The organism is Bradyrhizobium canariense, assembly GCF_900105125.1.
Classification (GTDB): Bacteria; Pseudomonadota; Alphaproteobacteria; order Rhizobiales; family Xanthobacteraceae; genus Bradyrhizobium; species Bradyrhizobium canariense_A.
The window spans coordinates 948172-970558 of record NZ_LT629750.1; the positions used below are offsets into that span (position 1 = coordinate 948172).

At 59.7% G+C, this 22387-nt stretch carries 22 protein-coding genes; 14 read left to right on the forward strand and 8 right to left on the reverse strand.

Annotated features, from left to right (window positions below; translation table 11 throughout):
* Positions 1-14: 14 nt before the first annotated feature.
* On the forward strand, positions 15-374 hold the full coding sequence (locus tag BLV09_RS04750; RefSeq protein ID WP_167558622.1) for a hypothetical protein: 360 nt from the start codon (positions 15-17) through the stop codon (positions 372-374).
* Between the two features lie 30 nt (positions 375-404).
* Here the strand turns inward: BLV09_RS04750 and BLV09_RS04755 are convergent, their stop codons facing one another.
* From BLV09_RS04755 to BLV09_RS04770, 4 genes are all read right to left on the reverse strand, one after another.
* Positions 405-755 carry a hypothetical protein gene (locus BLV09_RS04755; protein ID WP_146686479.1) on the reverse strand — a complete coding sequence of 117 codons (351 nt, stop codon included), beginning with the start codon at positions 753-755 and terminating at the stop codon, positions 405-407.
* Positions 756-970: 215 nt separating this feature from the next.
* Positions 971-2251 (reverse strand): O-acetylhomoserine aminocarboxypropyltransferase, encoded by a 1281-nt coding sequence (locus BLV09_RS04760; protein ID WP_100382174.1) that lies wholly within the window; start codon positions 2249-2251, stop codon positions 971-973.
* 231 nt (positions 2252-2482) lie between these two features.
* A complete protein-coding gene (locus BLV09_RS04765) occupies positions 2483-3067 on the reverse strand; it encodes a CoA-binding protein (protein ID WP_146686480.1) in 585 nt (194 codons plus the stop codon).
* A 7-nt stretch (positions 3068-3074) separates the two neighbouring features.
* Complete coding sequence (locus tag BLV09_RS04770) at positions 3075-3899, reverse strand: enoyl-CoA hydratase (RefSeq protein ID WP_146686481.1); 825 nt, start codon at positions 3897-3899, stop codon at positions 3075-3077.
* 71 nt (positions 3900-3970) lie between these two features.
* Here BLV09_RS04770 and BLV09_RS04775 point away from each other — a divergent pair, with 71 nt between their 5' ends.
* The 6 genes from BLV09_RS04775 to BLV09_RS04800 all read left to right on the forward strand — a co-directional run bounded on the left by BLV09_RS04775 (position 3971) and on the right by BLV09_RS04800 (position 7642).
* The gene (locus tag BLV09_RS04775; protein WP_146686482.1) at positions 3971-4399 is read left to right on the forward strand and encodes a PaaI family thioesterase; all 429 of its coding nucleotides are present in this window, start codon (positions 3971-3973) and stop codon (positions 4397-4399) included.
* Between the two features lie 156 nt (positions 4400-4555).
* Positions 4556-5020: a 50S ribosomal protein L13 gene (gene rplM, locus BLV09_RS04780; protein WP_100382170.1), complete on the forward strand. Its 465-nt coding sequence runs from the start codon at positions 4556-4558 to the stop codon at positions 5018-5020.
* Between the two features lies 1 nt (position 5021).
* Entirely contained in the window at positions 5022-5498 is a 477-nt protein-coding gene (rpsI, locus tag BLV09_RS04785; RefSeq protein ID WP_100382169.1) for a 30S ribosomal protein S9, read from the forward strand.
* A 226-nt stretch (positions 5499-5724) separates the two neighbouring features.
* Complete coding sequence (locus tag BLV09_RS04790; protein WP_146686483.1) at positions 5725-6951, forward strand: GGDEF domain-containing protein; 1227 nt, start codon at positions 5725-5727, stop codon at positions 6949-6951.
* Positions 6952-7005: 54 nt separating this feature from the next.
* Entirely contained in the window at positions 7006-7242 is a 237-nt protein-coding gene (locus tag BLV09_RS04795; protein WP_100382167.1) for a hypothetical protein, read from the forward strand.
* A 100-nt stretch (positions 7243-7342) separates the two neighbouring features.
* A complete protein-coding gene (locus BLV09_RS04800) occupies positions 7343-7642 on the forward strand; it encodes an antibiotic biosynthesis monooxygenase family protein (RefSeq protein ID WP_100382166.1) in 300 nt (99 codons plus the stop codon).
* 4 nt (positions 7643-7646) lie between these two features.
* Here the strand turns inward: BLV09_RS04800 and BLV09_RS04805 are convergent, their stop codons facing one another.
* Positions 7647-8777, reverse strand: a complete 1131-nt coding sequence (locus tag BLV09_RS04805; RefSeq protein ID WP_146686484.1) for an AI-2E family transporter — start codon at positions 8775-8777, stop codon at positions 7647-7649.
* 586 nt (positions 8778-9363) lie between these two features.
* Here BLV09_RS04805 and BLV09_RS04810 point away from each other — a divergent pair.
* The 6 genes from BLV09_RS04810 to BLV09_RS04835 all read left to right on the forward strand — a co-directional run bounded on the left by BLV09_RS04810 (position 9364) and on the right by BLV09_RS04835 (position 16415).
* Positions 9364-10077 carry a class I SAM-dependent methyltransferase gene (locus tag BLV09_RS04810; RefSeq protein WP_157809935.1) on the forward strand — a complete coding sequence of 238 codons (714 nt, stop codon included), beginning with the start codon at positions 9364-9366 and terminating at the stop codon, positions 10075-10077.
* Positions 10074-10940 (forward strand): glycosyltransferase family 2 protein, encoded by an 867-nt coding sequence (locus tag BLV09_RS04815; RefSeq protein WP_146686486.1) that lies wholly within the window; start codon positions 10074-10076, stop codon positions 10938-10940. The genes BLV09_RS04810 and BLV09_RS04815 overlap by 4 nt, the downstream gene beginning before the upstream one ends.
* A 22-nt stretch (positions 10941-10962) precedes the next feature.
* On the forward strand, positions 10963-12867 hold the full coding sequence (asnB, locus tag BLV09_RS04820; RefSeq protein WP_146686487.1) for an asparagine synthase (glutamine-hydrolyzing): 1905 nt from the start codon (positions 10963-10965) through the stop codon (positions 12865-12867).
* Positions 12868-12880: 13 nt separating this feature from the next.
* Positions 12881-13702 (forward strand): class I SAM-dependent methyltransferase, encoded by an 822-nt coding sequence (locus BLV09_RS04825; RefSeq protein ID WP_146686488.1) that lies wholly within the window; start codon positions 12881-12883, stop codon positions 13700-13702.
* Between the two features lie 82 nt (positions 13703-13784).
* A complete protein-coding gene (locus BLV09_RS04830) occupies positions 13785-15479 on the forward strand; it encodes a hypothetical protein (protein ID WP_146686489.1) in 1695 nt (564 codons plus the stop codon).
* Between the two features lie 168 nt (positions 15480-15647).
* Entirely contained in the window at positions 15648-16415 is a 768-nt protein-coding gene (locus tag BLV09_RS04835) for a gamma-glutamyl-gamma-aminobutyrate hydrolase family protein (protein WP_146686490.1), read from the forward strand.
* A gap of 11 nt (positions 16416-16426) precedes the next feature.
* Here the strand turns inward: BLV09_RS04835 and BLV09_RS38580 are convergent, their stop codons facing one another.
* The 3 genes from BLV09_RS38580 to BLV09_RS04850 form a co-directional block, all read right to left on the reverse strand.
* Positions 16427-18256 (reverse strand): 2-dehydropantoate 2-reductase, encoded by a 1830-nt coding sequence (locus BLV09_RS38580; RefSeq protein ID WP_349536723.1) that lies wholly within the window; start codon positions 18254-18256, stop codon positions 16427-16429.
* A 305-nt stretch (positions 18257-18561) separates the two neighbouring features.
* Complete coding sequence (gene glnA / locus BLV09_RS04845) at positions 18562-19971, reverse strand: type I glutamate--ammonia ligase (protein ID WP_146686491.1); 1410 nt, start codon at positions 19969-19971, stop codon at positions 18562-18564.
* 122 nt (positions 19972-20093) lie between these two features.
* Positions 20094-20432: a P-II family nitrogen regulator gene (locus tag BLV09_RS04850; RefSeq protein ID WP_074832548.1), complete on the reverse strand. Its 339-nt coding sequence runs from the start codon at positions 20430-20432 to the stop codon at positions 20094-20096.
* 393 nt (positions 20433-20825) lie between these two features.
* On the opposite strand from BLV09_RS04850, the gene BLV09_RS04855 reads away from it, so the two are divergent.
* Positions 20826-22325, forward strand: a complete 1500-nt coding sequence (locus BLV09_RS04855) for an NAD(P)H-hydrate dehydratase (protein ID WP_100382157.1) — start codon at positions 20826-20828, stop codon at positions 22323-22325.
* The last annotated feature ends 62 nt before the right edge of the window (positions 22326-22387 follow it).

Here is a 22387-nt window from a genome sequence, read left to right on the forward strand (position 1 = left end):
GGCCCGGCGCGGAGGTGCCGAAGGATCGGCCGATCGACGGCGTCGACCAGTCGGATTTCTTCCTGGGCAAGACCGACAAATCGGCGCGGGAAGGAATTCTGATCTGGTGCGCCGACCGCCTGCAGGCGGTGAAATGGCGCAATTTCAAGGTTCACTTCTACCAGCAGGAGACAATGGTCTCGCCGCCGGTCAAGCTCGCGATCCCGCTGCTGTTCAACCTCTATACCAACCCGCGCGAGGATGCGGACAAGGTGAGCACCGATACCTGGATCTTTGGCCCGGTGCTGAAGATGGTAGGCGAATTCGAATCCAGCGTGAAGAAATATCCGTTGATCGCGATGGGAACGCCAGACCGTTACACGCCCTCGCACTGACCAGCGACGAACGCGTAGGCCGGGCGACCGCTAGCAGTAGCCGTAAACGCCGCAGGCGTAGGGCAGGCGATTCCAGTAGCTGGTGTAGGGGCCGCCATAATACGGGCCTTGATAATCGTAGGAATGGATCGATCCGTAATAGCCCGGAAGCGTCGCAGATCCCGGGAGCAGGGGCGTCAGGGGCGGAAACCGGACGTAGGGGATGCTGCCATCCGATGGTGTGAAAAGGACGTCCGATTCCTCCTCGACATAGGCTGGCCGGCCGTAGGGAGGCGGCGCCTTGCGATAAACGGGCACTCCGGATCTATTGGGCAAGTCGGCGGCAGCAGCGGACCCGATCGCGCAAACCGCGGCCAAAAATAGTGTCGCCCAGCGCAGCATGGTTCCGCTCCGAATCATCAGAGGTGATTCAAACGCCATTTATGCCGGGAGAATCGTTAACGAGAGATCCCTTATGTCGAGCTGGCCGGGCTTTATAGGTACTCGCCGGCGAGCGAATAAGACCTTCATTGCAAGCGAAGGCGAAGTAATCCAGCCCCAGAGGCAGCATGGATTGCTTCGTCGCTTCGCAATGACGGCTGTGCGCCAGCTCGGTCTTACGCGGTTAGCGCCTGCTCCAGATCCGCGATCAGGTCTTCCTTGTCTTCGATCCCGATCGAGAGCCGCACCACGTCAGGAGCCGCGCCGGATTTGATCTTGGCGGCATCGTCGAGTTGGCTGTGCGTCGTTGATGCCGGGTGGATGACCAGCGAGCGGGTGTCGCCGACATTGGCAAGATGCGAGAACAGTTTCAGGTTCGACACCAAATTGACGCCGGCGTCGTAGCCGCCCTTGAGGCTGAAGGTGAACACTGCGCCCGCACCCTTCGGCGCGTATTTGCGCGCGAGGTTATTGTATTTGTCCGACGGCAGCCCGGCGTAATTGACCGACGCCACTGCGGAGTGGCCTGAGAGGAATTCCGCGACCGCCTTGGCGTTTTCGCAGTGCTTTTGCATGCGCAGCGGCAATGTCTCGATGCCCGTCAAAATCAGGAAAGCATTGAACGGCGACAGCGCCGGGCCGAGATCGCGCAGGCCCAGCACGCGGCAGGCAATTGCAAACGCAAAATTGCCGAAGGTCTCCTGGATCTTGATGCCGTGATATTCCGGGCGCGGCTCGCTCAGCATTGGATATTTATTGTCCTTCGACCAGTCGAAGGTGCCGGCGTCGACAATGATGCCGCCAATCGAATTGCCGTGGCCGGCGAGAAACTTTGTCAGCGAATGCACGACGATGTCGGCGCCGTGGTCGATCGGGCGGATCAAATACGGCGTCGCCAGCGTGTTATCGACGATCAAGGGAACGCCTGCTTTGCGGGCGACCGCCGAGATCGCCTCGATATCGGTGATGCTGCCGGCGGGATTGGCGATCGACTCGATGAATATAGCCTTGGTGTGCGGCGTGACCGCGCGCTCGAAACTGCCGATATCGTCAGGATCGGCCCATACCACGTTCCAGCCAAAACTCTTGAATGCGTGGGTGAACTGATTGATCGATCCGCCGTAGAGCTTGCGCGCGGCGATGAATTCATCGCCGGGTTTCAATAACTGCTGGAGCGCGACGACCTGCGCGGCATGTCCGGATGCCACCGCAAGTGCGGCCGTGCCGCCTTCGAGTGCGGCAACGCGCTCTTCCAGGACCGCATTGGTCGGATTTCCGATCCGGGTATAGATGTTGCCGAACGCCTGCAGCCCGAACAGCGATGCTGCATGATCGGCGTCGTTGAACACGAATGACGTGGTTTGATAGATCGGTGTCACCCGCGCGCCGGTGGTGGGGTCCGGTTGCGCGCCCGCATGCACGGCCAGGGTCGAAAATCCCGGAAGACGATCGGTCATTCTTTTTCCTTTCCGACAATCTCATCCTCGAAGGCAACCGGTTCGGTTCTGGGATGAGACGAGCAACATGATGTGAACTGATGGCTCGAGGCGGTGCACGGGCCGCCTCGCCAAGGGCGGACAATCGCGGCAGAGGCAGCCGCAGTCAAGGCGGCTCGACGCGTCACAGGTTGTTGGGAATAGTCTTGCTTCGCTTTGTCGCGTTTCCAGAACAATCGTTTCGCAATTGCGTTACGAATGCTCGTTCTTGTTTTTCGCGGCGCGATCGGACGCGGTGGTCTCGCCGCCGCCGACGCTCATCCGATTCAATGACAGCCGCATGCCCTGGGTCGGCATCGGCGCGCGCTTCGAACTAAGCGTTCGCGAATTGACGCCCATCCACGAAATCTCCGATGACAGCCGTCCATATTCAATCTTGGGACAACGATTCATGACGACCTTGAGGCCGGCAGCTTCGGCTTTCGCCGCCGCGTCGTCATCGCGCGCGCCAAGCTGCATCCAGATCACTTTCGGCAGTGGCATCAGTTTCAGCGCTTCGTCGACCACCGGCATGATGTGGCTCGAATTCCTGAAGATGTCGATCATGTCGACGGGGCGGTCGATGTCGGCGAGCGAAGCGACGAACGGCTTACCGAGCAGGCTGTTGCCGACATGACCGGGATTGACCGGGATCATGTCATAACCGCGCTGCGCCAGATATTTGAAGGCGAAATAACTCGGACGCACATTGACCGGCGAGGCACCGACCATCGCGATGGATTTCACGCCGTTGAGGATTTGCCGGATGTAATCGTCGGGGTAAGCATCGTGGTTCATCGAGCTTTTACTTGTCCTGCCATTTCGGCTCGCGTTTTTCGATGAAGGCGCCGATGCCTTCCTCGGCGTCACGGGCCATCATGTTCTCGGTCATTACCTCTGCCGCATAGCGATAGGCGTCCGCAAGGCTCATTTCGGCCTGACGGTAGAACGCGGCCTTGCCGAGCTTGACGGTATAGGCGGATTTCAGCGCGACCTTTTGCGCCAGCGCAATCGCCGCATCGCGCTCGGTGCCGGCGGCCACGACGCTGTTGATGAGGCCGATATCGCGCGCTCTCGTTGCAGAAATGGGCTCCCCCGTCAGCAGCATTTCCATCGCCTGCTTGCGCGGAACGTTGCGCGACAGCGCCACCATCGGTGTCGAACAGAACAGCCCGATATCGACGCCCGGGGTTGCAAAGCCCGCAGCTTCGGAAGCCACCGCAAGATCGCAGCTTGCCACCAACTGGCAGCCGGCTGCCGTGGCAATGCCTTGCACGGCGGCGACCACGGGCTTGGGCAGATGCACGACGGCCTGCATCATGGCGCTACAAGCGTTCATGATCTGCGCGAAATAGGCCCGTCCGCGATCGGCATCGCTGCGGCGGGCCGTGAGTTCCTTCATGTCATGGCCTGCGGAGAAGGCCCGGCCGTTGGCGGCGATCACCAGCGCGCGCACGCTCGTGTCGTCATGGATTTCTGTCAGCGCCGCATGCAGTTCGGCGATCAGACCTTCCGACAGGCTGTTGCGCGCTGCGGGTCGGTTGAGCGTCAGCACGGCAATGCTGCCGATCATCTCCCGAAGCAGGATCGGTGATTGCGGCGTGGCGGCGCGGGCGGTCTGGGCGGGCATTGGAATTTCCACTAGGGCTTTGATGACAACTTAATGTAACAGGCAGGATGAATCGAGGGCAGGGACGATATATGGCATCTGCGAAAATGAGCGTGACGGAACTGGAGAAGTTTCTCCGCGACGAATTTCCCCAGGCCTTCAGCGGCGGCGACATCGCAATCGAAAGCGCCGACGGGACATCGTGCCTGCTCCGCCAGCGCTATAGCGACCGGATGCTGCGGCCGGGCGGCACGGTTTCGGGACCGACGCTGATGGCGCTGGCGGACTTCGCCATGTATGTGGTGTTGCTGTCGGCGATTGGCCCGATCGGGCTCGCGGTGACGACAAATCTCAACATCAATTTTCTCCGCAAGGGCCAGCCGGGGCAGGATGTGCTGGCGGCAGCGAAGCTTTTGAAGCTTGGCAAACGGCTCGCGGTGGGGGAGGTCAACCTGCTGTCAGGCACGTCGCCCGATCCGATCGCCCATGTGACGTCGACCTATTCCATTCCAATTGCTTAGAGTTTTCTGTGGTAATATAACACCATATTTATAAGCTATTGTTTTCACACATGTAAGTTCTGTCGTTTTGCGTTGACGTGGACGCGCGACCTATCTAGAAACCGCGTCAGTTCGGCGCGGCTCGCGCCCGATGTTCCCTTTCACGGATTTCCTCACATGAAAACCTTTTCGGCAAAGCCCGCCGAGGTGACGAAGAAGTGGATCCTGATCGACGCCAAGGGTTTGGTGGTCGGCCGGCTTGCCACCTTGGTCGCGATGCGCCTCCGCGGCAAACACCTCCCGACCTATACGCCCCATGTCGATTGCGGCGACCACGTCATCATTATCAACGCGGCTCACGCGGTGCTGACCGGTCGCAAGCGCGAGAACAAGGTCTATTACAATCATACCGGCTTCATCGGCGGCATCAAGGAACGTACGGCCAAGTCGATCTTCGAAGGCCGTTTTCCTGAGCGCGTGGTCGAGAAGGCTATCGAGCGGATGATTCCGCGAGGGCCCCTGGGCCGCATGCAACTCGGAAATCTGCGCGTTTATCCTGGCGCCGAGCACCCGCACGAAGCCCAGCAACCCGAAACGATCGACGTAGCCTCGATGAACCGCAAGAACATGAGGGCCGCATAAGATGTCCGACACCATGCAGTCTCTCGACCAGTTGTCGCAGCTCAAGCCGGCCACGCCGGAAGCGCCGAAATATATCAAGAAGGTCGACAAGTTCGGCCGTGCCTATGCCACCGGCAAGCGCAAGGACGCGGTCGCCCGCGTCTGGATCAAGCCGGGTGCCGGCAAGGTCACTGTCAATTCCCGCGAAGTCGAAGTCTATTTCGCGCGCCCGGTGTTGCGGATGATGATCCAGCAGCCGCTGGTCGCAGCCGCCCGTGCCGGCCAGTACGACGTGATCTGCACCGTCACCGGCGGCGGTCTGTCGGGTCAGGCGGGCGCCGTGCGTCACGGGCTGTCGAAGGCGCTGACCAATTTCGAGCCGGATCTGCGCGGCGTTCTGAAAAAGGGCGGCTTCCTGACGCGTGACTCGCGCGTGGTCGAGCGCAAGAAGTACGGCCGCGCCAAGGCGCGCAAGTCGTTCCAGTTCTCGAAGCGCTAATTGCTTCGCTAAAATTTGCCGCAACCCGCGGCTTCCGCACACTTCGAAAAAGGCGCTTTCGGGCGCCTTTTTTGTTGAGCATTTACCGACGAGTTGACGCAGTTTTTCCTGAAAACTTGCGTATCGGCGCAAACGGATTGCCAACACGGCTGCCATAGGTTTCCCGACCGGGCTGATACGGTTCATTCGATCTGCCTCAGCCATAACTCGGGCGGGTGGCACATCCATGTTGCTTGATACCTCGACGCTTTATCTTGTCGCCACCATGGTTGCGGCGATGCTTGGAGCCATGCTGCTGTTTTTCGGCAGGCAGGAGAGCATCCCGGCGCTGAAATGGTGGGGAACCGCCTATCTGCTCGGCGCCGCGTCGGTCGCGCTCTGGACACTCGCCGGCGCCGCGCTTGGCGGGATGCTCCTGCTGGCACTGCACGCCGTTGGTTTCGTGGCCTGCGGCATGGTCTGGAATGCGTCGCGGGTGTTTCATGGCCGCAAGCCCAATCTGCCCGGGCTTGTTCTCGGCGCGATGGCCTGGATCGCCGCGGTCATGACGTTCGCGCCCGAAGCCTCCATGATGCGCATGACGATCGGCGCCGGCATTGTCGCCGTCTATGCGGCGCTGACGGCCGGCGAGTTGTGGACCGAGCGGCGCAGGACGCTGCAAAAGCGGTGGCCGGCGATCGTGGTGCCGGTGCTGCACGGTTTGGTGCTGATGCTGCCGATCCTGCTCGGCGATTTCCTGCGCCCGCAGGACGCCGCATTCGCCAGCAGCATCTGGGTTACGGTATTCTCCGTTGAACTCGTGCTCTACGCGGTTGGCACCGTGTTCGTCATCTTCATGCTGGTGTCGGATCGCGTGGTGACCGCGCACAAGACGGCAGCCTCGATGGATCCGCTGACCGGCATGTTCAATCGCCGTGGTTTCGCCGAAGCGACGTCGCGCGTGATCGAGCGCGAAGCGCTGGCCGGCCGGCCGGTCACGGTGATGATCTTCGACATCGATCATTTCAAGTCGATCAACGATCGTTTCGGCCATCCTGCGGGCGATGAGATCCTCAAACTGTTTTCCACCGTTGTGGTCAACAATTTGAGGATCAGCGACCTCTCGGGACGGGTCGGCGGGGAGGAATTCGCGGCGTTGCTGCCTTGCTCGCTGGAGGAAGGGGTAATCGTGGCCGAGCGCGTGCGTGAGGCGTTTGCCGAGTCGGGAATCGTGGTCGATGAAGGGCCGGTCGATACCACCGTCAGCATCGGTGTGGCTGGCGGTCCGGCAGGCACTGAACTCGAAGTGCTGCTGGCGGCTGCCGACACCGCGCTCTATCAGGCCAAGCGCGGTGGCCGAAACCGAGTCGAGGTGGCCGAGGAACTGCCGCTGTCGCTGGAACAGTGGCGGCGAAAGACCGCCGGCCTTCCCGGTCAAAAGCCGCAAAAGCCGGGTGTCCCCAGCCTCGCGTAGCGAGATCAGCGGAAGTAACCCGCTGTTTACCATTCCGTCCATATTCTCTTGGTTATGGACAGGACCCGCAGCCAGAACGCCGATACCGCTATGATGTCGCTCGAAGCTGCCGCGACATCGGCGCGCGGCGGGTTTGCCTGCCTGTTTTCGAACTCGGACGAGTATGAGAGCGCGCTGATATCGGAACGGCGTGCGCAGGGCCGCTACAACCACATAAGCCACCGCTGGCCGATCATCCTGTTCGTCGGCTGTTCGCTTGTTGTGGCAGGCTCCGTGCTGCTTCTGAATTGACGGTCGTTCCATTGGGCATGGCAAGGGCGCCGCGAGGCGCCTTTTTCTTTGCCGCCGGCTGGAGTAGAGACCTCGTATCGCGAACGAGAGGCCGCAACCCATGATCACCGAAATCGCACAAATCGACGTCAAGCCCGGCACCGAGAAAGACTTTGAAGCCGCGGTCGCCAAGGCCCGCCCGCTGTTCCTGCGCGCCAAGGGTGGCAAGGGGTTCGAACTGCACAAATCGATCGAGAAGCCGTCACGCTACCGGCTGATGGCCAAATGGGAAACGCTGGAAAATCATACCGTCGATTTCAGGGGCTCCGAAGACTTCACCGCGTGGCGCGGCCTGGTTGGGCAGTATTTCGCGGCACCCCCGGAGGTCGAACACACCGAGACGGTGGTGACTTCGGGCTGAGCGTTCAGGCCGGCGCAATATCCGGCGCGATTTCCTCGGCCTTGAAATAGTCGATCATGACCTTCGCGATCGCCATCAGCGGTAGCGCAAGCGCCAAGCCCCAGATGCCGAATACGACGCCGAGCAGGATCTGGAACGCAAACAGCGTCGCCGGCGGAATGTCCAGCGCCTGACGCTGGATGATCGGCGTCAGCACGTAGCTTTCCAGTGCGTGTACGCCGAGGAACAGCACGAGCGCGCTGAGCGCGGCGACCCACCCGGAGGCGAGGCTGGCGAGCACGACGATCAGGCCTGCGAGCAGCGCGCCGACCGTCGGAATGAAAGCGAGCAGCCCGGCCTGGATGCCCAGAATAAACGAACTCTGGATGCCGATCAGCGTGAGACCAATCCAGGTGACGAGGAAAACCGCGGCCATGGTGATGATCTGGGCGATCAGCCAGCGCTCCAGCGTTTCACCGATGCGGTCGACGATGACGGTCGCGCGTGCGCGATGCCGTGCCGGCGTCAGGAACAATAATCCGCTGCGGTAGACGCTTGGCTGGGCGGAGAAGGTCAGACCGAGAAACAATACGATGAAGAAGTTTCCAACCGCGCTCACCGTGCCGAGCAGAAGCTTGAAAGTCTGGCTGACGATCGCGCCGCCGCTGGAGGCAATCGCGCTTGGGCTTGGGAGATTATGCGTCGCCGCTGCGCCGGGCGTTGCCGATGGAGCTGTTCCCGAAGACGCAGTCGCGGCATTGCCGAGGTCGAAATAGCTGGTGTCGACCCCGTTTCGATCCAGGAAGGCTTTGACGTTGACGAGCTGTGACTTGATCGTATCGCTCAGCACCTTGGCCTGCTGTGCAATGGTTGAGCCGCCAAGAAAGACCGCGCCCGACAACAGCCCCGCGAGCACCAGGCAAACGATCGTCAGTCGCAACGCATGCGGCAATTTGATCGCGCGGCCGAGCATATTGGTCATGGCGTTGAGCGCGACACCAAGCAGCATTCCGGCGAAGATCAGAAACAGTGTCGCCGCGAAATACCAGGCAAACAGCAACAGCGTAGCAAACCCGACGACGCCGATACCGCCGGCGGATATCGCCCATGCCAGATCGCTGCGAGCCTGAACACGATCGTCGGTCGAAACTGTCACGCGGCTTCCTTTTCAATTTATCTTTTGCACTCTTTCGTCAAATGACCCGGTGATCAAGCCGGTTTGCCGCCGCTGTCGGCGTCGTGCCGTGCGATCTACAGGGAATGCGGCAGACACAAGCCGGGCAGGAGCCTTGGCCATGGATTTCAAACGGTTCGGGCCTTAGCTGCGCAAGTGAACGGCGACCGGATCTGCATCGGTCATTTCCGCGCCGGTCTGGATAGAACCAAAGCCGTTGTCCGGACTGTTGGCTTCGGAACGGCGCCATTATCGCTTATTTCGGAAATTGTTCCTATTTCTATTGATATATCAGTAGCTTGCAGTATCTTCGGGAACTTTCAGCGAAAAATGAGATCGCTGTGCCGAAGGATCGGACTGGCCGAACAGTCGTGGATCCCGAGGGAAATCGCTGCAATGTCTCGCGCCCGTCGCGATCAAAACGGCTTCCGAGATGTCCGGTATCAACCTCAGGGCGAGCCCACTGTGGTATTGGCTTGAGAAACGTGGGCCACCCTGTTAGTTCGAACGTCGAAAACGAAGGTCAGCTTTCATGGTTCGAGCCTCCCCTCCACGGCAATCTGTATCATTGGACGGCCTCAAAACCGGCGCGGATACCTATTCGAGCGCAATCGCGGACGCGCAGAACTACATGAACTGGGTGATCGATCAGTTCCGGCCGTATCTCAAGGGGCAAATCGTCGAGGTCGGGTTTGGGCACGGGCACTACAGCGAGATGCTCAGTGAGTTCGGGGATTATTGGGGACTGGACCACGATCGCGACAGTGTCGAACGTGCCAAACAAACGATGCTTGGCCGGAACTTTGCCGTTTGCGACATTCTGGTCCGCGAGCAACTGCGATCGCTGTTTCCCGAAGGGGTGGATGCCGTATTCAGCATCAATGTTCTCGAGCATATCGAGGACGATGCCACGGCCGTCGCCAACCTCGTCGATGTATTGAAACCGGGCGGACATCTCCTGATCAGTGTCCCCGCGCTGATGTTGCTCTACAACGATCTCGATCGCCTGGCGGGTCACTGCCGTCGGTACACCACCAAACGCTTGCACGATTTGCTGTCCGATCAGCCGGTCGAGATCCTTCGATTGAATTATTTTAATCCGGTCGGAGGATTGGGATGGTTTGCCAATCGATTGAAGCGGCACAATTCACTCAACGACGCCGCGGTTAACGGGCAGATTGCCCTGTTTGACAAATATATCGTTCCGGTCTCCCGCGCGCTTGATCCGCTCTCGCGTGGCTTCTTCGGCCAATCCGTTACCTGCATCGCGCGCCGTCTATGATTTCAGTGGTGATTCCTGCGCTGAATGAGCGCAATGCGATTGTTGAAACAGTCAACCGGGTCAATGCGGTGCTCAGCGGCGCTCAACTGACGCCCTACGAAATCATTGTGATCGATGATGGCTCAAGCGACGGCACCGGGCAGCTTGCCGAGCAGGCGGGGGCCAAGGTTCTCAGGCACCCGCACAATATTGGGTACGGCCGTTCGCTTAAGGACGGCATCTTCGCGGCAAAGTACGACGTGATCGTTATCAGCGATGCCGACGGTTCCTACCCGATAGAGGCAATTCCCAAGCTGGTTGAGCGTTTCAATCAGGGTTTTGACATGGTCGTTGGTGCCCGAACCGGTCCCAACTATCGCGAGTCGATGCTCAAGTCGCCCTTGCGCGCGGTGCTGAAAATGATCGTCGAATTCACGGCCAACCGCGAGATTCCGGATATCAACTCCGGTCTGCGCGTGTTCCGACGGGAGGTTGCCGCCGGTTACTTCGGTCATGTCAGTGACCTGTTCAGCTTCACGACGTCACTCACGCTTGCCTATATGATGAATGCGAAATTCGTCGATTACATCAATATCGACTACAGTGAGCGAATTGGACGATCCAAGGTGCGCTTGTTTCGTGACTCGCTGCGTACCCTCCAATACGTCCTCGAGGCCGCCACCTATTACAATCCGTTGAAGATTTTTGTTCTGCTGGCGGTGATATGCCTTTCACTGGCCGTACTCTCGCTGGCCGGTGGCGTCATCTTTCAGGTCGTAAGCGGTTTTGTTCTTGGTGTTGGCGCGATCCTGCTAAGCATTCTTGTCGTCGCCATGGGACTGCTCGCCGTGCTTCTCAAGCAAATCATGAATCAGCGGTCATGAACCGCACTCGTTTTTAACCGCGATGTGCGGGATCGCAGGGCTTTTCTCTCGCGACGACCGCGCAGTTGACCGCGCAGCGATTACGGCAATGTCGGCTGCCCTGGTTCATCGTGGTCCGGACGGAGAGGGGTTTTGGCTGGACGGCCCGATCGGCCTGGCTCACCGCAGGCTGGCCATTCGCGATCTCTCCGAATCCGGCCGCCAACCGATGCTCGATGCATCGGAGCGTATTGTGGTTACGTATAACGGAGAGCTCTACAACGACCAGGAATTGCGCGCGGAACTGGAGCGGGATTTCGGGTTCAGGTTCCGTAGCACCTGCGATACGGAAATTCTTCCCTATGCCTATCTGGCGTGGGGCGAGGCGATGTTCGAGCGGCTGGAAGGTTTCTTTGCGATCGGCCTTTGGGATCGGCAGGCGCAACGCCTTATCCTGGCGAGAGATGGCATTGGAATAAAGCCGCTCTACTATTTCGAAGATGACAACCTTGTCCTGTTCGCGAGCGAGGTGAAGGGGATATTCGCAAGCGGGAAAGTCGATGCGCAGCTCGATGCTGCCGCCCTGCATACGTTCCTCGCTGCAGGACACCCCGGAACACGGCAAACCATCTTCAAACAGGTCAAACAGCTTCCGCCCGGCAGCGTCGTCAGCTTTACGAACAAAAACCGGGCCGAACGGCGGTTTTGGCGTCCGGTGCGTGCGCCGACGATCTCCGGCCTCGAGCGAGCCGTTGACCTGTTGCAATCGACGATTGAGACCGTCGTCAAGAGCCAAATGGTCAGCGATGTTCCGCTCGCCGTGCTGCAAAGCGGCGGTATCGACAGCTCGCTGATTACGCTCACGCTCGGGCGCCTCGGATTGAAACCTCCATTGTTCACGGCAGGTTTCACTGAGAAAAGCCACGATGAAACGGATATTGCTCGGCAGATTGCCGCTTCCGCGGGATTGTCGCTCAGCGTCATCGACGGCGAAACAGGTGGCGATGTCGAAGCCGCGCTCCGATCGGTGGTGTATTATTTTGACGGACAGTGCGCGGATACGGGCGCGCTGGGATTTTACCATTTGGCAAGTGCGGTTCGAAAGCATTGCACCGTTGTCCTCTCCGGCGACGGCGGCGACGAGTTTTTCGGCGGGTACGACACCTATGCCGCGACCCGGATCGCGGAAGTTGCGCGTCATTTCGTTCCGCGAGGAGTCGCGGGAATGATCGGCCGGTTCGCTTATGATGCGGTCGGAAGTAACGAGAAGCGTCTACCGGCGGCCGCCCAGCTTGCACGCTTTGCCCTTGGCCTCAGCGAACCGGGGAATCGTCCTCACCTCCAGTGGCGACGGCTCGTTCCAACGTTCCTCGCAGAAAAGATTTATGGGCCCGAGATGTCGGATTTGGCGTTGGCCGATCCATTCTCCGAATATGCCGAATACTATTCCGAGCCACACGAAAAACTGCTTGATCGAGCGCTCAATGCCGACCAGAGATTTCATCTGCAAAGCGTGCTGGCCAAGGTCGATGCGATGAGCATGGCGCATAGTCTCGAAGTGCGAGTTCCGATCCTCGATCGGCGGGTCATGGACCTCGCCGGCGCGATGGATATCTCGCTTCTCAATCCCTCGCCGAAGGGGCCGCCGAAATATGTGCTGCGCAAACTGGCGGAGCGTCTCGGAATGCCAAGATCGGCCGCATGGTCCCGCAAACGCGGCTTCAACGTTCCGATCGCTCAACTGATGCGACGAGGTGGCCTGCAGGCGATATGCGATCGTGTGCTCAATAAAGACGCCGATGTCTTTGCTCCCTATTTGAAGCCGGATCCAATCCGGGCGTTATGGAAGGATCATTTCGAGAGCAGGCACGACAATGCTTTTGCGCTCTGGCCGATTCTCACGCTCGGGATTTGGAAAGCGGGGCTCGCAGCTCCGAACAACGTCTGAGCGAGCGCCAGTGATGCCGGAGCCAGCGTCGACGCCGAACCTGAAGGATCAAACGATCGCTGATTTTGGCGAGCAGTGGACGGCTTTCCGCGAAAATCCCGACTATTACGGTTCCGCTGAGCTGCTAGCTGATTTGTTTGGCCCGCTGCTTTCGCTCGACGACATCAAAGGCAAGACCGTAGCCGACATTGGAAGCGGCACCGGGCGCATTGTCAACATGCTGCTTGATGTCGGTGCCAGCCGTGTGATTGCGGTTGAACCGTCGGCGGCAATGCGCGTCCTGAAGGAAAACACGATCGCGCGGGCTGACAAGATCGAATATCTCGCGCTGGCTGGCGACCAATTGCCTTCGGATCTCGATCTCGACTGCGTCGTTTCGATGGGCGTTCTGCATCATATTCCTGATCCCGCACCCGTCGTGCGAGCCGCTTTCAAGGCGCTGCGGGCAGGGGGACGCTGCATCGTCTGGCTGTACGGGTACGAAGGCAACGAAACATATCTGTCGTTGGCGTTGCCGTTGCGCAAAGTAACCGTGTTGTTGCCGCACAAGATGCTGGTTGCTCTGTCATATATTCTCGAAATAGCGCTGACGACGTACATCGGACTCTGTCGGATATTTCCTCTTCCGATGCGATCCTACATGCGCGGGGTGCTTGCGAAATTCACGCGCGAGGTTCGCCGTTTGACCATTTACGATCAGCTCAATCCTGCCTACGCGAAATACTATACGCGTGCCGAAGCCGAGGCATTGTTGTCCGAGGGTGGCTTTGCGGACGTCCAGCTTTATCACCGGCATGGCTACAGCTGGACCGTTTCAGGCGTTAAGCCAACGTGAAGAGAGGTGGCTTCCTCAGTGCGGGTGGCCCTCGCCCCGCGGGTATGCCGACGAGCGCGATGCGGAAGATTTATAACGAGACATGAACGAGAATTTGAAAATGAGAAACCTGTTCGACAAACTGGATAGCCGGTTGCCAGCGTTCGTTCGGATGGCAAATCCGATCGCCTGGAGTCTCATTTGGGTCGGCGCGATTGGCCTTGCGATGCTGGTCCACCTCGCTTTCCTGGTGCACTGGCCCGATCATTTTGTTCATGAGGATAGCGCTGCCTATCTCGATGAGGCTCAATCGATTCTGACAGGCCATTATGTGGACGATCCAGGCCGCCGACCGTACGGTGTCGCGTTGTTTCTGGTTTTGCTGTCCAAATTGTTTTCACCAAACATCTTGGTATTTGTCGTAGCCCAGCATTTGCTCTCTATTCTATCGGCGATCCTGATTGCGGCGGCGGTGCGCTTTGCGGGGGCTCCGCGCATCTGTTCATTACTGGCTTTTTTCCTCGCAGCGCTTTACGGGCGGACTATTCACTACGACAACACGGTAGGCGCGGAGACAATTTCGGTCTTCCTGATGAGCTTGCCTGTCTTCATTGCGTCGGGCGTAGCCTTCAGGAAGTGGCCACCGTTCCTCTCTGCGATAGCAATCGGATTGAGCCTTGGGGCCGCGATGCTTTGTCGATCGGCGACGGTCGGGGCGGCGGTCGTCATTCTGCTGTGGCTTGCGATGTCGGTGGATATCCGATGGATCCGCCGGCTCGGCGTCGTAGCGCTGGCCGGCGGTATTGCCGCGGCCGTGTATCTTGCTCCGAATGCAGTCAACAGGATCGTTGGAAAACATCCAGCCGGCAGTGAAAGCGTTGCGGTCATGGCATTCATCGTCGGTTATTCGGGCGATTTCGATCACGGGGTTCATCTCGACCGGAAAGCGCAGGCCCGGCAGTTTGTAAACGAAAAACGCGCTACTGACGGACCGTTAGGATGGGGAGTTGATACCGGCGAGTATCAATGGCCGTTCGGGGCGCTAAATCTGATGCGCAGGCCGACCGACAGCGACGCCGATATTGAAAAGGTCGTGCGCGATATCTTTATCGAAACGTTGACAACGCCTTCGACGCTTTGGCGTCATCTCAGCAAGTATTTCGCCCGCGAAATGTACTTCCTGTTGTTTGATGGAAATGTCATCGCCCGCAAGGCGTCGGATCCCCAAGGCTACGAGTTTTTTGTCAAACGTGATGCATTTCCATTTTTCAAAAGCCCGACCGGATTTAAGCCTGGAAGCCTGATATTTAACTATTATTCGCCGCCTAAGAAGCTGTCCTGGTTATTGCCTACGGCCACTAAACTGCAGGCAAGGCTGGATGCATTGATGACGTACGGCTATTTGCCTCGCCCTGACCGGGCGCCGCTTTGCTGTAGGCTGACGATTTCGAGTGAATACGACGACCTGCCGGGACCCATTCGATGGTTGTCGGCGTCCATGCTGATTTTGCTGGCAACGCTGCTTGTCGGTGAAGTCGTAGGTCGGTCAGGATGGCTGCCACCGTTACCCCGGAATCTGGTTGCTATCGGCACCTTGATGGTTCTGCTCGCGCTCATCAATGCCGCGTTTCCGGCGTTCCTCATCTACGGCCTTAATCGTTACGCATATTGCGTGACACCGTTTATGGCCGGTGCAGCCGGCGTCCTTTTTGCCGTGCTGCTTGATCGGGTGAGGTTGATAGCCGTGAACTGGCCTCGAGGTGTCCGAGCGATGTCGGTCGTAGAACAGGCCGGTTAATTCCGCGGTGATGATGCCAGGGGTCGCCCATCCGAAGGTGAGGGGGGCGATCGGCGTGTCCTTATCCGAAAATAGCATCGCGGCCGCGCGGAACCGTCTGTTGATCCGGCGCGGTCAGGGGGGCATTATCAGCCCGCATATTCGCGACCGGGGAGCCAGCACAAGGGAATGAAACGGCCCGTAGTCGGCGTGATCGCCAACGCACATCACGTCGAAAATCGCTTCGCGACACAGATGGTCGGTGAACGAAACCTCCGCGCCGTGGCGGAGGTCGCCGGTGCGCTGCCGCTGATGTTTGCGGGTTCACCTGAGATCACCGACATCGCCGCGTTGCTGGACGTCGTCGATGGCATCGTGCTGACCGGCGCCCGCGCCAATGTTCACCCGACACGCTTCCAAACCGAGCCATGCGTCGCACACGAACCTTACGACGTCCATCGCGACGAGGTAGCGCTGGCGCTATCGAAAGCTTGCGTCGCCCGTGGCGTGCCGTTGTTCGGTATTTGCCGTGGCCTGCAGGAAATGAACGTCGCCTTTGGCGGCTCGCTGCATCCGGAAATTCGTGAATTGCCCGGGCGGATGAACCATCGGATGCCGCGGCTGGAGAATGGCGAAATTCATCCCGATCCCACGGTCGTCTTTGCCGACCGGCATGATGTCAGTCTCACCCCCGGCGGAGCGTTTGCAAAAATCCTGGGTTGCGAGACCATTCGCGTCAATTCGCTCCACGGGCAGGGCATTCTTGAACCGGGCAAGCGCGTCGTTGTCGAAGGCATTGCGGAAGACGGCACCATCGAGGCGATCCGGATCGCCGACGCGCCTGGCTTCGCGCTCGGAGTGCAATGGCATGCGGAGTATGATCCCCAGCGCAATCCCATCAACCGCGCGCTGTTCCAGGCGTTCGGCGAAGCGCTGCTGATGAGCCAGCGCCGCTAAATCTAGACCGCTCAAGCTGCCTTATTTACTTTCTCCACCTTCAAGCCGCCGCCTTCCAGCAGCATCACCTTATTGAGCAGCTTCACCAGCGCATAGACGGATTCGATCGCGGGCGCGGCCGTGTTGGTCAGTTTGGCCATTTCCAGGATCGAACCAATCAACGCCTCGGTTTCGAGCGAACGGCCGGCTTCCACGTCCTGCAACATCGATGTCTTGTGTGCGCCGACGGCTTCGGCGCCGGCGATACGTTTTTCGATGGTGACGCGGAAGGTAACGCCGAGTTTCTGTGCGATGTCCTGCGCTTCCTTCATCATGGTCGCTGCGAGTTCGCGGGTCTCGGCGAACTGGCAAATGTCGACCAGCGTGGCATGGGTCAATGCCGAGATCGGGTTGAACGAAAGATTGCCCCATGCTTTCAGCCAGATCTCCGAGCGGATGTCGGGCAGCACCAACGATTTTAGTCCAGCCTTGATGAAGACGTCGTGCAATTCCTTGACCCGCGCGGTTTCCTTGCCGTCGAGCTCGCCGATCGGGAAGCGATCGCCCTCGACATGGTGGATCACGCCCGGGGCTGTTGCCGCCGCCGCCGGATAAACCACGCAGCCGATGATGCGGTTCGGATCGATATTCTTGGTGAGCACGCCCGAAGGATCGAGACTTTCCAGCCGGTGATTGTCGTATTGGCCGCCGAGCTTCTGGAAGTACCACCACGGCAGGCCGTTCTGCACTGTCAACACCACGGTATCCGGACCGAGCATCGAATCGATGTCCCGCACGACCTGGTCGAGGAAATGCGCCTTCACCGCCAGCACGACGATATCCTGCTTTCCGGCCTCGGACGGCTTGCTGACGGCTTTCATCCTGGCGGTCTGGACCTTGCCGTCGTGCCATTCGAGTTTTAGTCCGCTCTTCTGGATCGCGGCGAGATGCGCGCCCTGATCGATCACGGTGACATTCTCGCCCGCGAGCGCGAATTTGGCCGCCAGCAATCCGCCGATGGCGCCGGCGCCGACCACGCAGATCTTTTTCGGTTTGGGCGGCGCCCCCAACAGATACGGACTTGGCAACACCTGGTCGAAGACATTGCTAAGGCTGCCGACGCCGTCGATCACGATGTCGACGACGTTATGGGCATCTCCCATCGTGCCGGCGCCGAGCGAGGTGCCGCAGGCGATGACGTCGCCCGGCATCAGCGTGACGTCCTTGGAGATGGCCGCGACCAGCTTGTGCGGCGGGAAAAACATGTCGGCGACCGGATAGTTCTGCCGCTCCTTGCCGTTGAGGATGGTCTTGATCGACAGCTTCATCGGATCGAGGCCGGTCGCAATGACAGGACCGAAAACGCCGAATGTATCGAAGCTCTTCGAACGCGCCCATTGCTCGAACGACTTGTCCTTGCGTAACAGATCAACCGCGGTGACGTCGTTCACGCAGGTATAGCCGAAGATATAATCGCCGGCTTCGGCCTCCGAGATGTTGAAGCATTTCTTGCCGATGACGACACCGAGTTCGCCCTCGTAGATGATTTTCCCGGCATAGGTAGCCGGACGCGCGATCGGCCGGTTCGCTGGCCAATAGGCGTTCGGTGCTTTCAGAAACCACAGTGGCTCCTTGGGCTGCTTGAAATCGTTCTTGGCCGCGAGCTGGTGGAAATTATTCCACAGACAGATCATCTTCGACGGCTCGCACGGCGTCAAAATCTGAACGCCGGAGAGTTTCAGCGTTTCGCCACTCGGCTTTGCGCCGGCGAACAGGTCGCCGGTATGGACCGCGATGGTATCGCCTTCCAGCGTACCGAAGCCCGTCTTCCCAGCCTGCTCAAAACGAATCCATTTTGCCATCTGCGACCTCCCGGAGAGTTAGGCCGCGTCGTTCAATCGCGCGGCCCTCACGTCATTGTAGTCTTCATCCGGGTACCCGCAATCATGCACTGCATCATGAGAAGGCGGTGGCTAGCCGCCCAACCAAATCATTGGGGCTGCCCGATGCGGTTAAAATGTTGATGTTGTGAATGAACGCGGCGTCGAGAACGTCGGCCCGCCGGGTGTCTCCGGAAGGAGACTGGCTGCAAAATAAAAGGCGCTCCGTTCAGAGCGCCTTTTGCATTTTTAAGCGTGATATTCGCGGGAGTTACCCGCGAATAAAATCACAGCGAGTAATACATGTCGAATTCGACCGGGTGCGGCGTCATTTCGAAGCGCGCGACTTCGGTCATCTTCAGCTCGATATAGCTGTCGATGAAGTCGTCGTCGAACACGCCGCCGTGCTTGAGGAACGCACGGTCCTTGTCGAGATTCTCAAGCGCTTCGCGGAGCGAGCCACATACCGTCGGGATCGCCTTCAGCTCTTCCTTCGGCAGGTCGTAGAGGTCCTTGTCCATCGCGGGGCCCGGATCGAGCTTGTTCTTGATGCCGTCGAGGCCGGCCATCAGCATCGCCGCAAAGCCGAGATAGGGGTTGGCCATCGGATCGGGGAAACGAACCTCGACGCGCTTGGCCTTCGGGTTGGAGGTGTAGGGGATGCGGCAGGAGGCCGAGCGGTTGCGCGCGGAGTAGGCGAGCAGCACGGGGGCTTCATAACCCGGAACCAGACGCTTGTAGGAGTTGGTCGAGGGGTTGGTGAAAGCGTTGATCGCCTTGGCGTGCTTGATGATGCCGGCGATATAGGAGAGGCAGGTTTCCGAGAGGTCGGCGTATTTGTTGCCGGCGAATACCGGCTTGCCGTCCTTCCAGATCGACTGGTGGCAGTGCATGCCCGAGCCGTTGTCGCCATAGACCGGCTTCGGCATGAAGGTGGCCGTCTTGCCGTAGATATGCGCGACCTGATGAATGCAGTATTTGTAGATCTGCATCTGGTCGGCCATCAGCGTCAGCGTGTCGAACTTCATGCCGAGTTCGTGCTGGGCCGAGGCGACCTCATGGTGGTGCTTCTCGACCTTGACGCCCATCTTGGCCATGGCGCCGAGCATTTCGGAACGCATGTCCTGTACGGAGTCTTGCGGCGGGACCGGGAAGTAGCCGCCCTTGGTGCGGATACGGTGGCCGAGGTTGCCGCCTTCATATTCGGTGGCCGAGTTGGTCGGCAATTCCGAGGAGTCGAGCTTGAAGCCGGTGTTGTAGGGCTCGGCGGAGAAGCGAACGTCGTCGAAAACGAAGAATTCCGCTTCCGGTCCAAAGAAAACGGTGTCGCCGACACCCATCGACTTGACCATGGCTTCGGCCTTCTTGGCCATGCCGCGTGGATCGCGATTGTACGGCTCGCCGGTGGTCGGTTCCAGCACGTCGCAGGTGACGACCATGGTCGTCTCTGCGAAGAACGGATCGATCGTCGCGGTGACGGGATCTGGCATCAGGCACATGTCGGATTCGTTGATCGCCTTCCAGCCCGCGATCGACGAGCCGTCGAACATCAAGCCCTCGGCGAACGCGTCTTCGTCGATCATGCCGACGTCGAAGGTCACGTGCTGCCACTTGCCGCGCGGATCGGTGAAGCGCAGGTCGACGTACTTCACGTCGTTGTCCTTGATCGATTTCAGGACGTCTTTGGCGGTCTTCATGAATACCCCTTATGTCTGCGGGTCGGTTTCCCAAGCGATGGTGAGATATCGCGAACGAAATCAGGCCGCCGGAGCAGCCTTGTTGTTGTTTTTTAGTCGCGAAAGGCGGGATAGCACCCGGCTCAGATAGCGTCCAGCCCGGATTCTCCGGTCCTGATCCGGATTGCTTCCTCGATGTTGGAGACGAAGATTTTGCCATCGCCGATGCGGCCGGTCTGGGCCGCGCGCCTGATCGCGTCGATGGCCTTTTCGACCAAATCGTCGGAGATCACGATCTCGATCTTAACCTTGGGCAGGAAGTCCACGATGTATTCGGCGCCACGATAGAGCTCGGCATGACCCTTTTGCCGTCCGAAACCCTTGGCTTCGGTGACGGTAATGCCCTGCAGTCCGACTTCCTGGAGCGCTTCCTTAACCTCGTCGAGCTTGAATGGCTTGATGATGGCTTCTATTTTTTTCACTGAACGGCCTCCCGGGCATTTCGATAATTCAGAGTGCAGGTCTGTCGACGTCGCGCCTGACGTGCGGGGTTGTTTGATGGGGTTGTCCTGGTACGCAACCCGCAGGCATTGATCGCCGGCGAACCGGACGATTTGGAGCGGGCTTCCAGGGTTGGCTTCCTTGCCAGAGTTGGCTTCCTCAAAAGCAGGGTCTATGCCAAGTTGTTAAGACGCCTGATTTAGACGTGTTATCAGACTTTTAATGGGCATTCTTTGGAGTTCGGGCAGAGCGGCCACAATATCGGCGGCCTATCAAATAGGCAATCAGCTCAACCGGTATGCAGTCGCCCAAGGTTGGACAACGCGCAAGCTCAGAAATGCCTCAGGATGAGGCGCTTGTATCGGGAATTTGGCATGGAAGTTCTTACTACGGCTGAAATGGAGCGCGCCGACCGGCTTGCCATTGCCGCAGGTACGCCCGGCTTCGCGCTGATGCTGAGCGCAGGCCAGGCCGTTGCGCAAGCCGCGATCGAGCTCGTGGAGGAGGGGCCAATCCTGGTGGTCGCCGGCCGCGGCAATAATGGCGGCGACGGGTTTGTAGCGGCGGCGGAGCTCGCGGCGCGCGGCCGCGAGGTTTCGGTCATCCTGCTGTGCGAGCGCGACAGCCTGCAGGGCGATGCCGCGTCCGCGGCGCGCGGATGGAAGCATCCGGTGCTGCCGTTCAATCCCCAGGCGATCGGCAAACCGGCGTTGATTGTCGATGCATTGTTCGGCGCCGGGCTCAATCGCCCGGTGAAGGGCGAACCCTACGATATGATCGAGGCGATCAACGCCAACGGCGCGCCGGTGCTGTCGATCGATCTGCCGAGCGGCATCAACGGTACGACAGGCGCCGTGATGGGCATCGCGGTCCGTGCCACCGAAACCGTCACCTTCTTCCGAAGCAAACCCGCACATTTGTTGCTGCCGGGACGGATTTATTGCGGTCGCATCCGTGTCGCCGATATCGGGATCGACGCGCAGGTACTCAGCGAAATTGCGCCGCAGACGTTTGAAAATGTTCCGCCGTTCTGGCGCAGTCACTTTCCGGTGCCGCAAGTCGATGGCCACAAATACGCCCGCGGCCATGCCGTTGTCGTTTCCGGCGATATCACCGCAACCGGCGCTGCTCGGATGTCGGCGCGTGGCGCGCTCCGAACCGGCGCCGGGCTCGTCACGCTGGCCACGCCCCGCGACGCGCTTGCTGTCAATGCGGCTGCGCTGACCGCTGTGATGGTTCGCCCGACGGACACCGTGGTCGAGTTTGCCGAGCTGCTGAACGACAAGCGTTTCAATGCGTGCGTGATCGGACCAGGTGCCGGCGTCAGTGAGCGCACGCGCGATTTTGTCCTGACGGCGCTTGCCGCGCAGCGGGACCTCGTGCTCGACGCGGACGCGCTGACAAGTTTCGCCGATGCGCCGGATCGGCTGTTCGAGGCGATCAAGGCGTCGCCCGATCCAAAGGTTGTTCTCACGCCGCATGAAGGCGAATTCCCGCGGCTGTTCAGCGACATCAGCAACAAACATCCATTTCGCTCGAAACTCGAACGGGTACGGGCAGCCGCCGAACGCTCGGGCGCTGTCGTCCTGCTCAAGGGAGCGGATACCGTGGTGGCGTCGCCGGACGGGCGCGCGACCATCGCCGCCAACGCGCCGCCCTGGCTTGCCACCGCCGGCGCCGGTGATGTGCTGTCCGGCATGATCGCCGGGCTGCTGGCGCAGGGTGCGCCGGCGTTTGAGGCGGCCTGCATCGGCGTCTGGATGCATGGCGAAGCGGCACAGGAGGCCGGTCCCGGCCTGATCGCCGAAGACCTGCCGGAAACGCTGCCGGCGGTATTCCGCCGCCTGTATGACGAGTTCGGCGTCGAGTACTGAGACCGCCCGATATGATGCTGAGGCGGCTTGAGCAGGAGAAGGAGCCGGACGCACGCTATCTC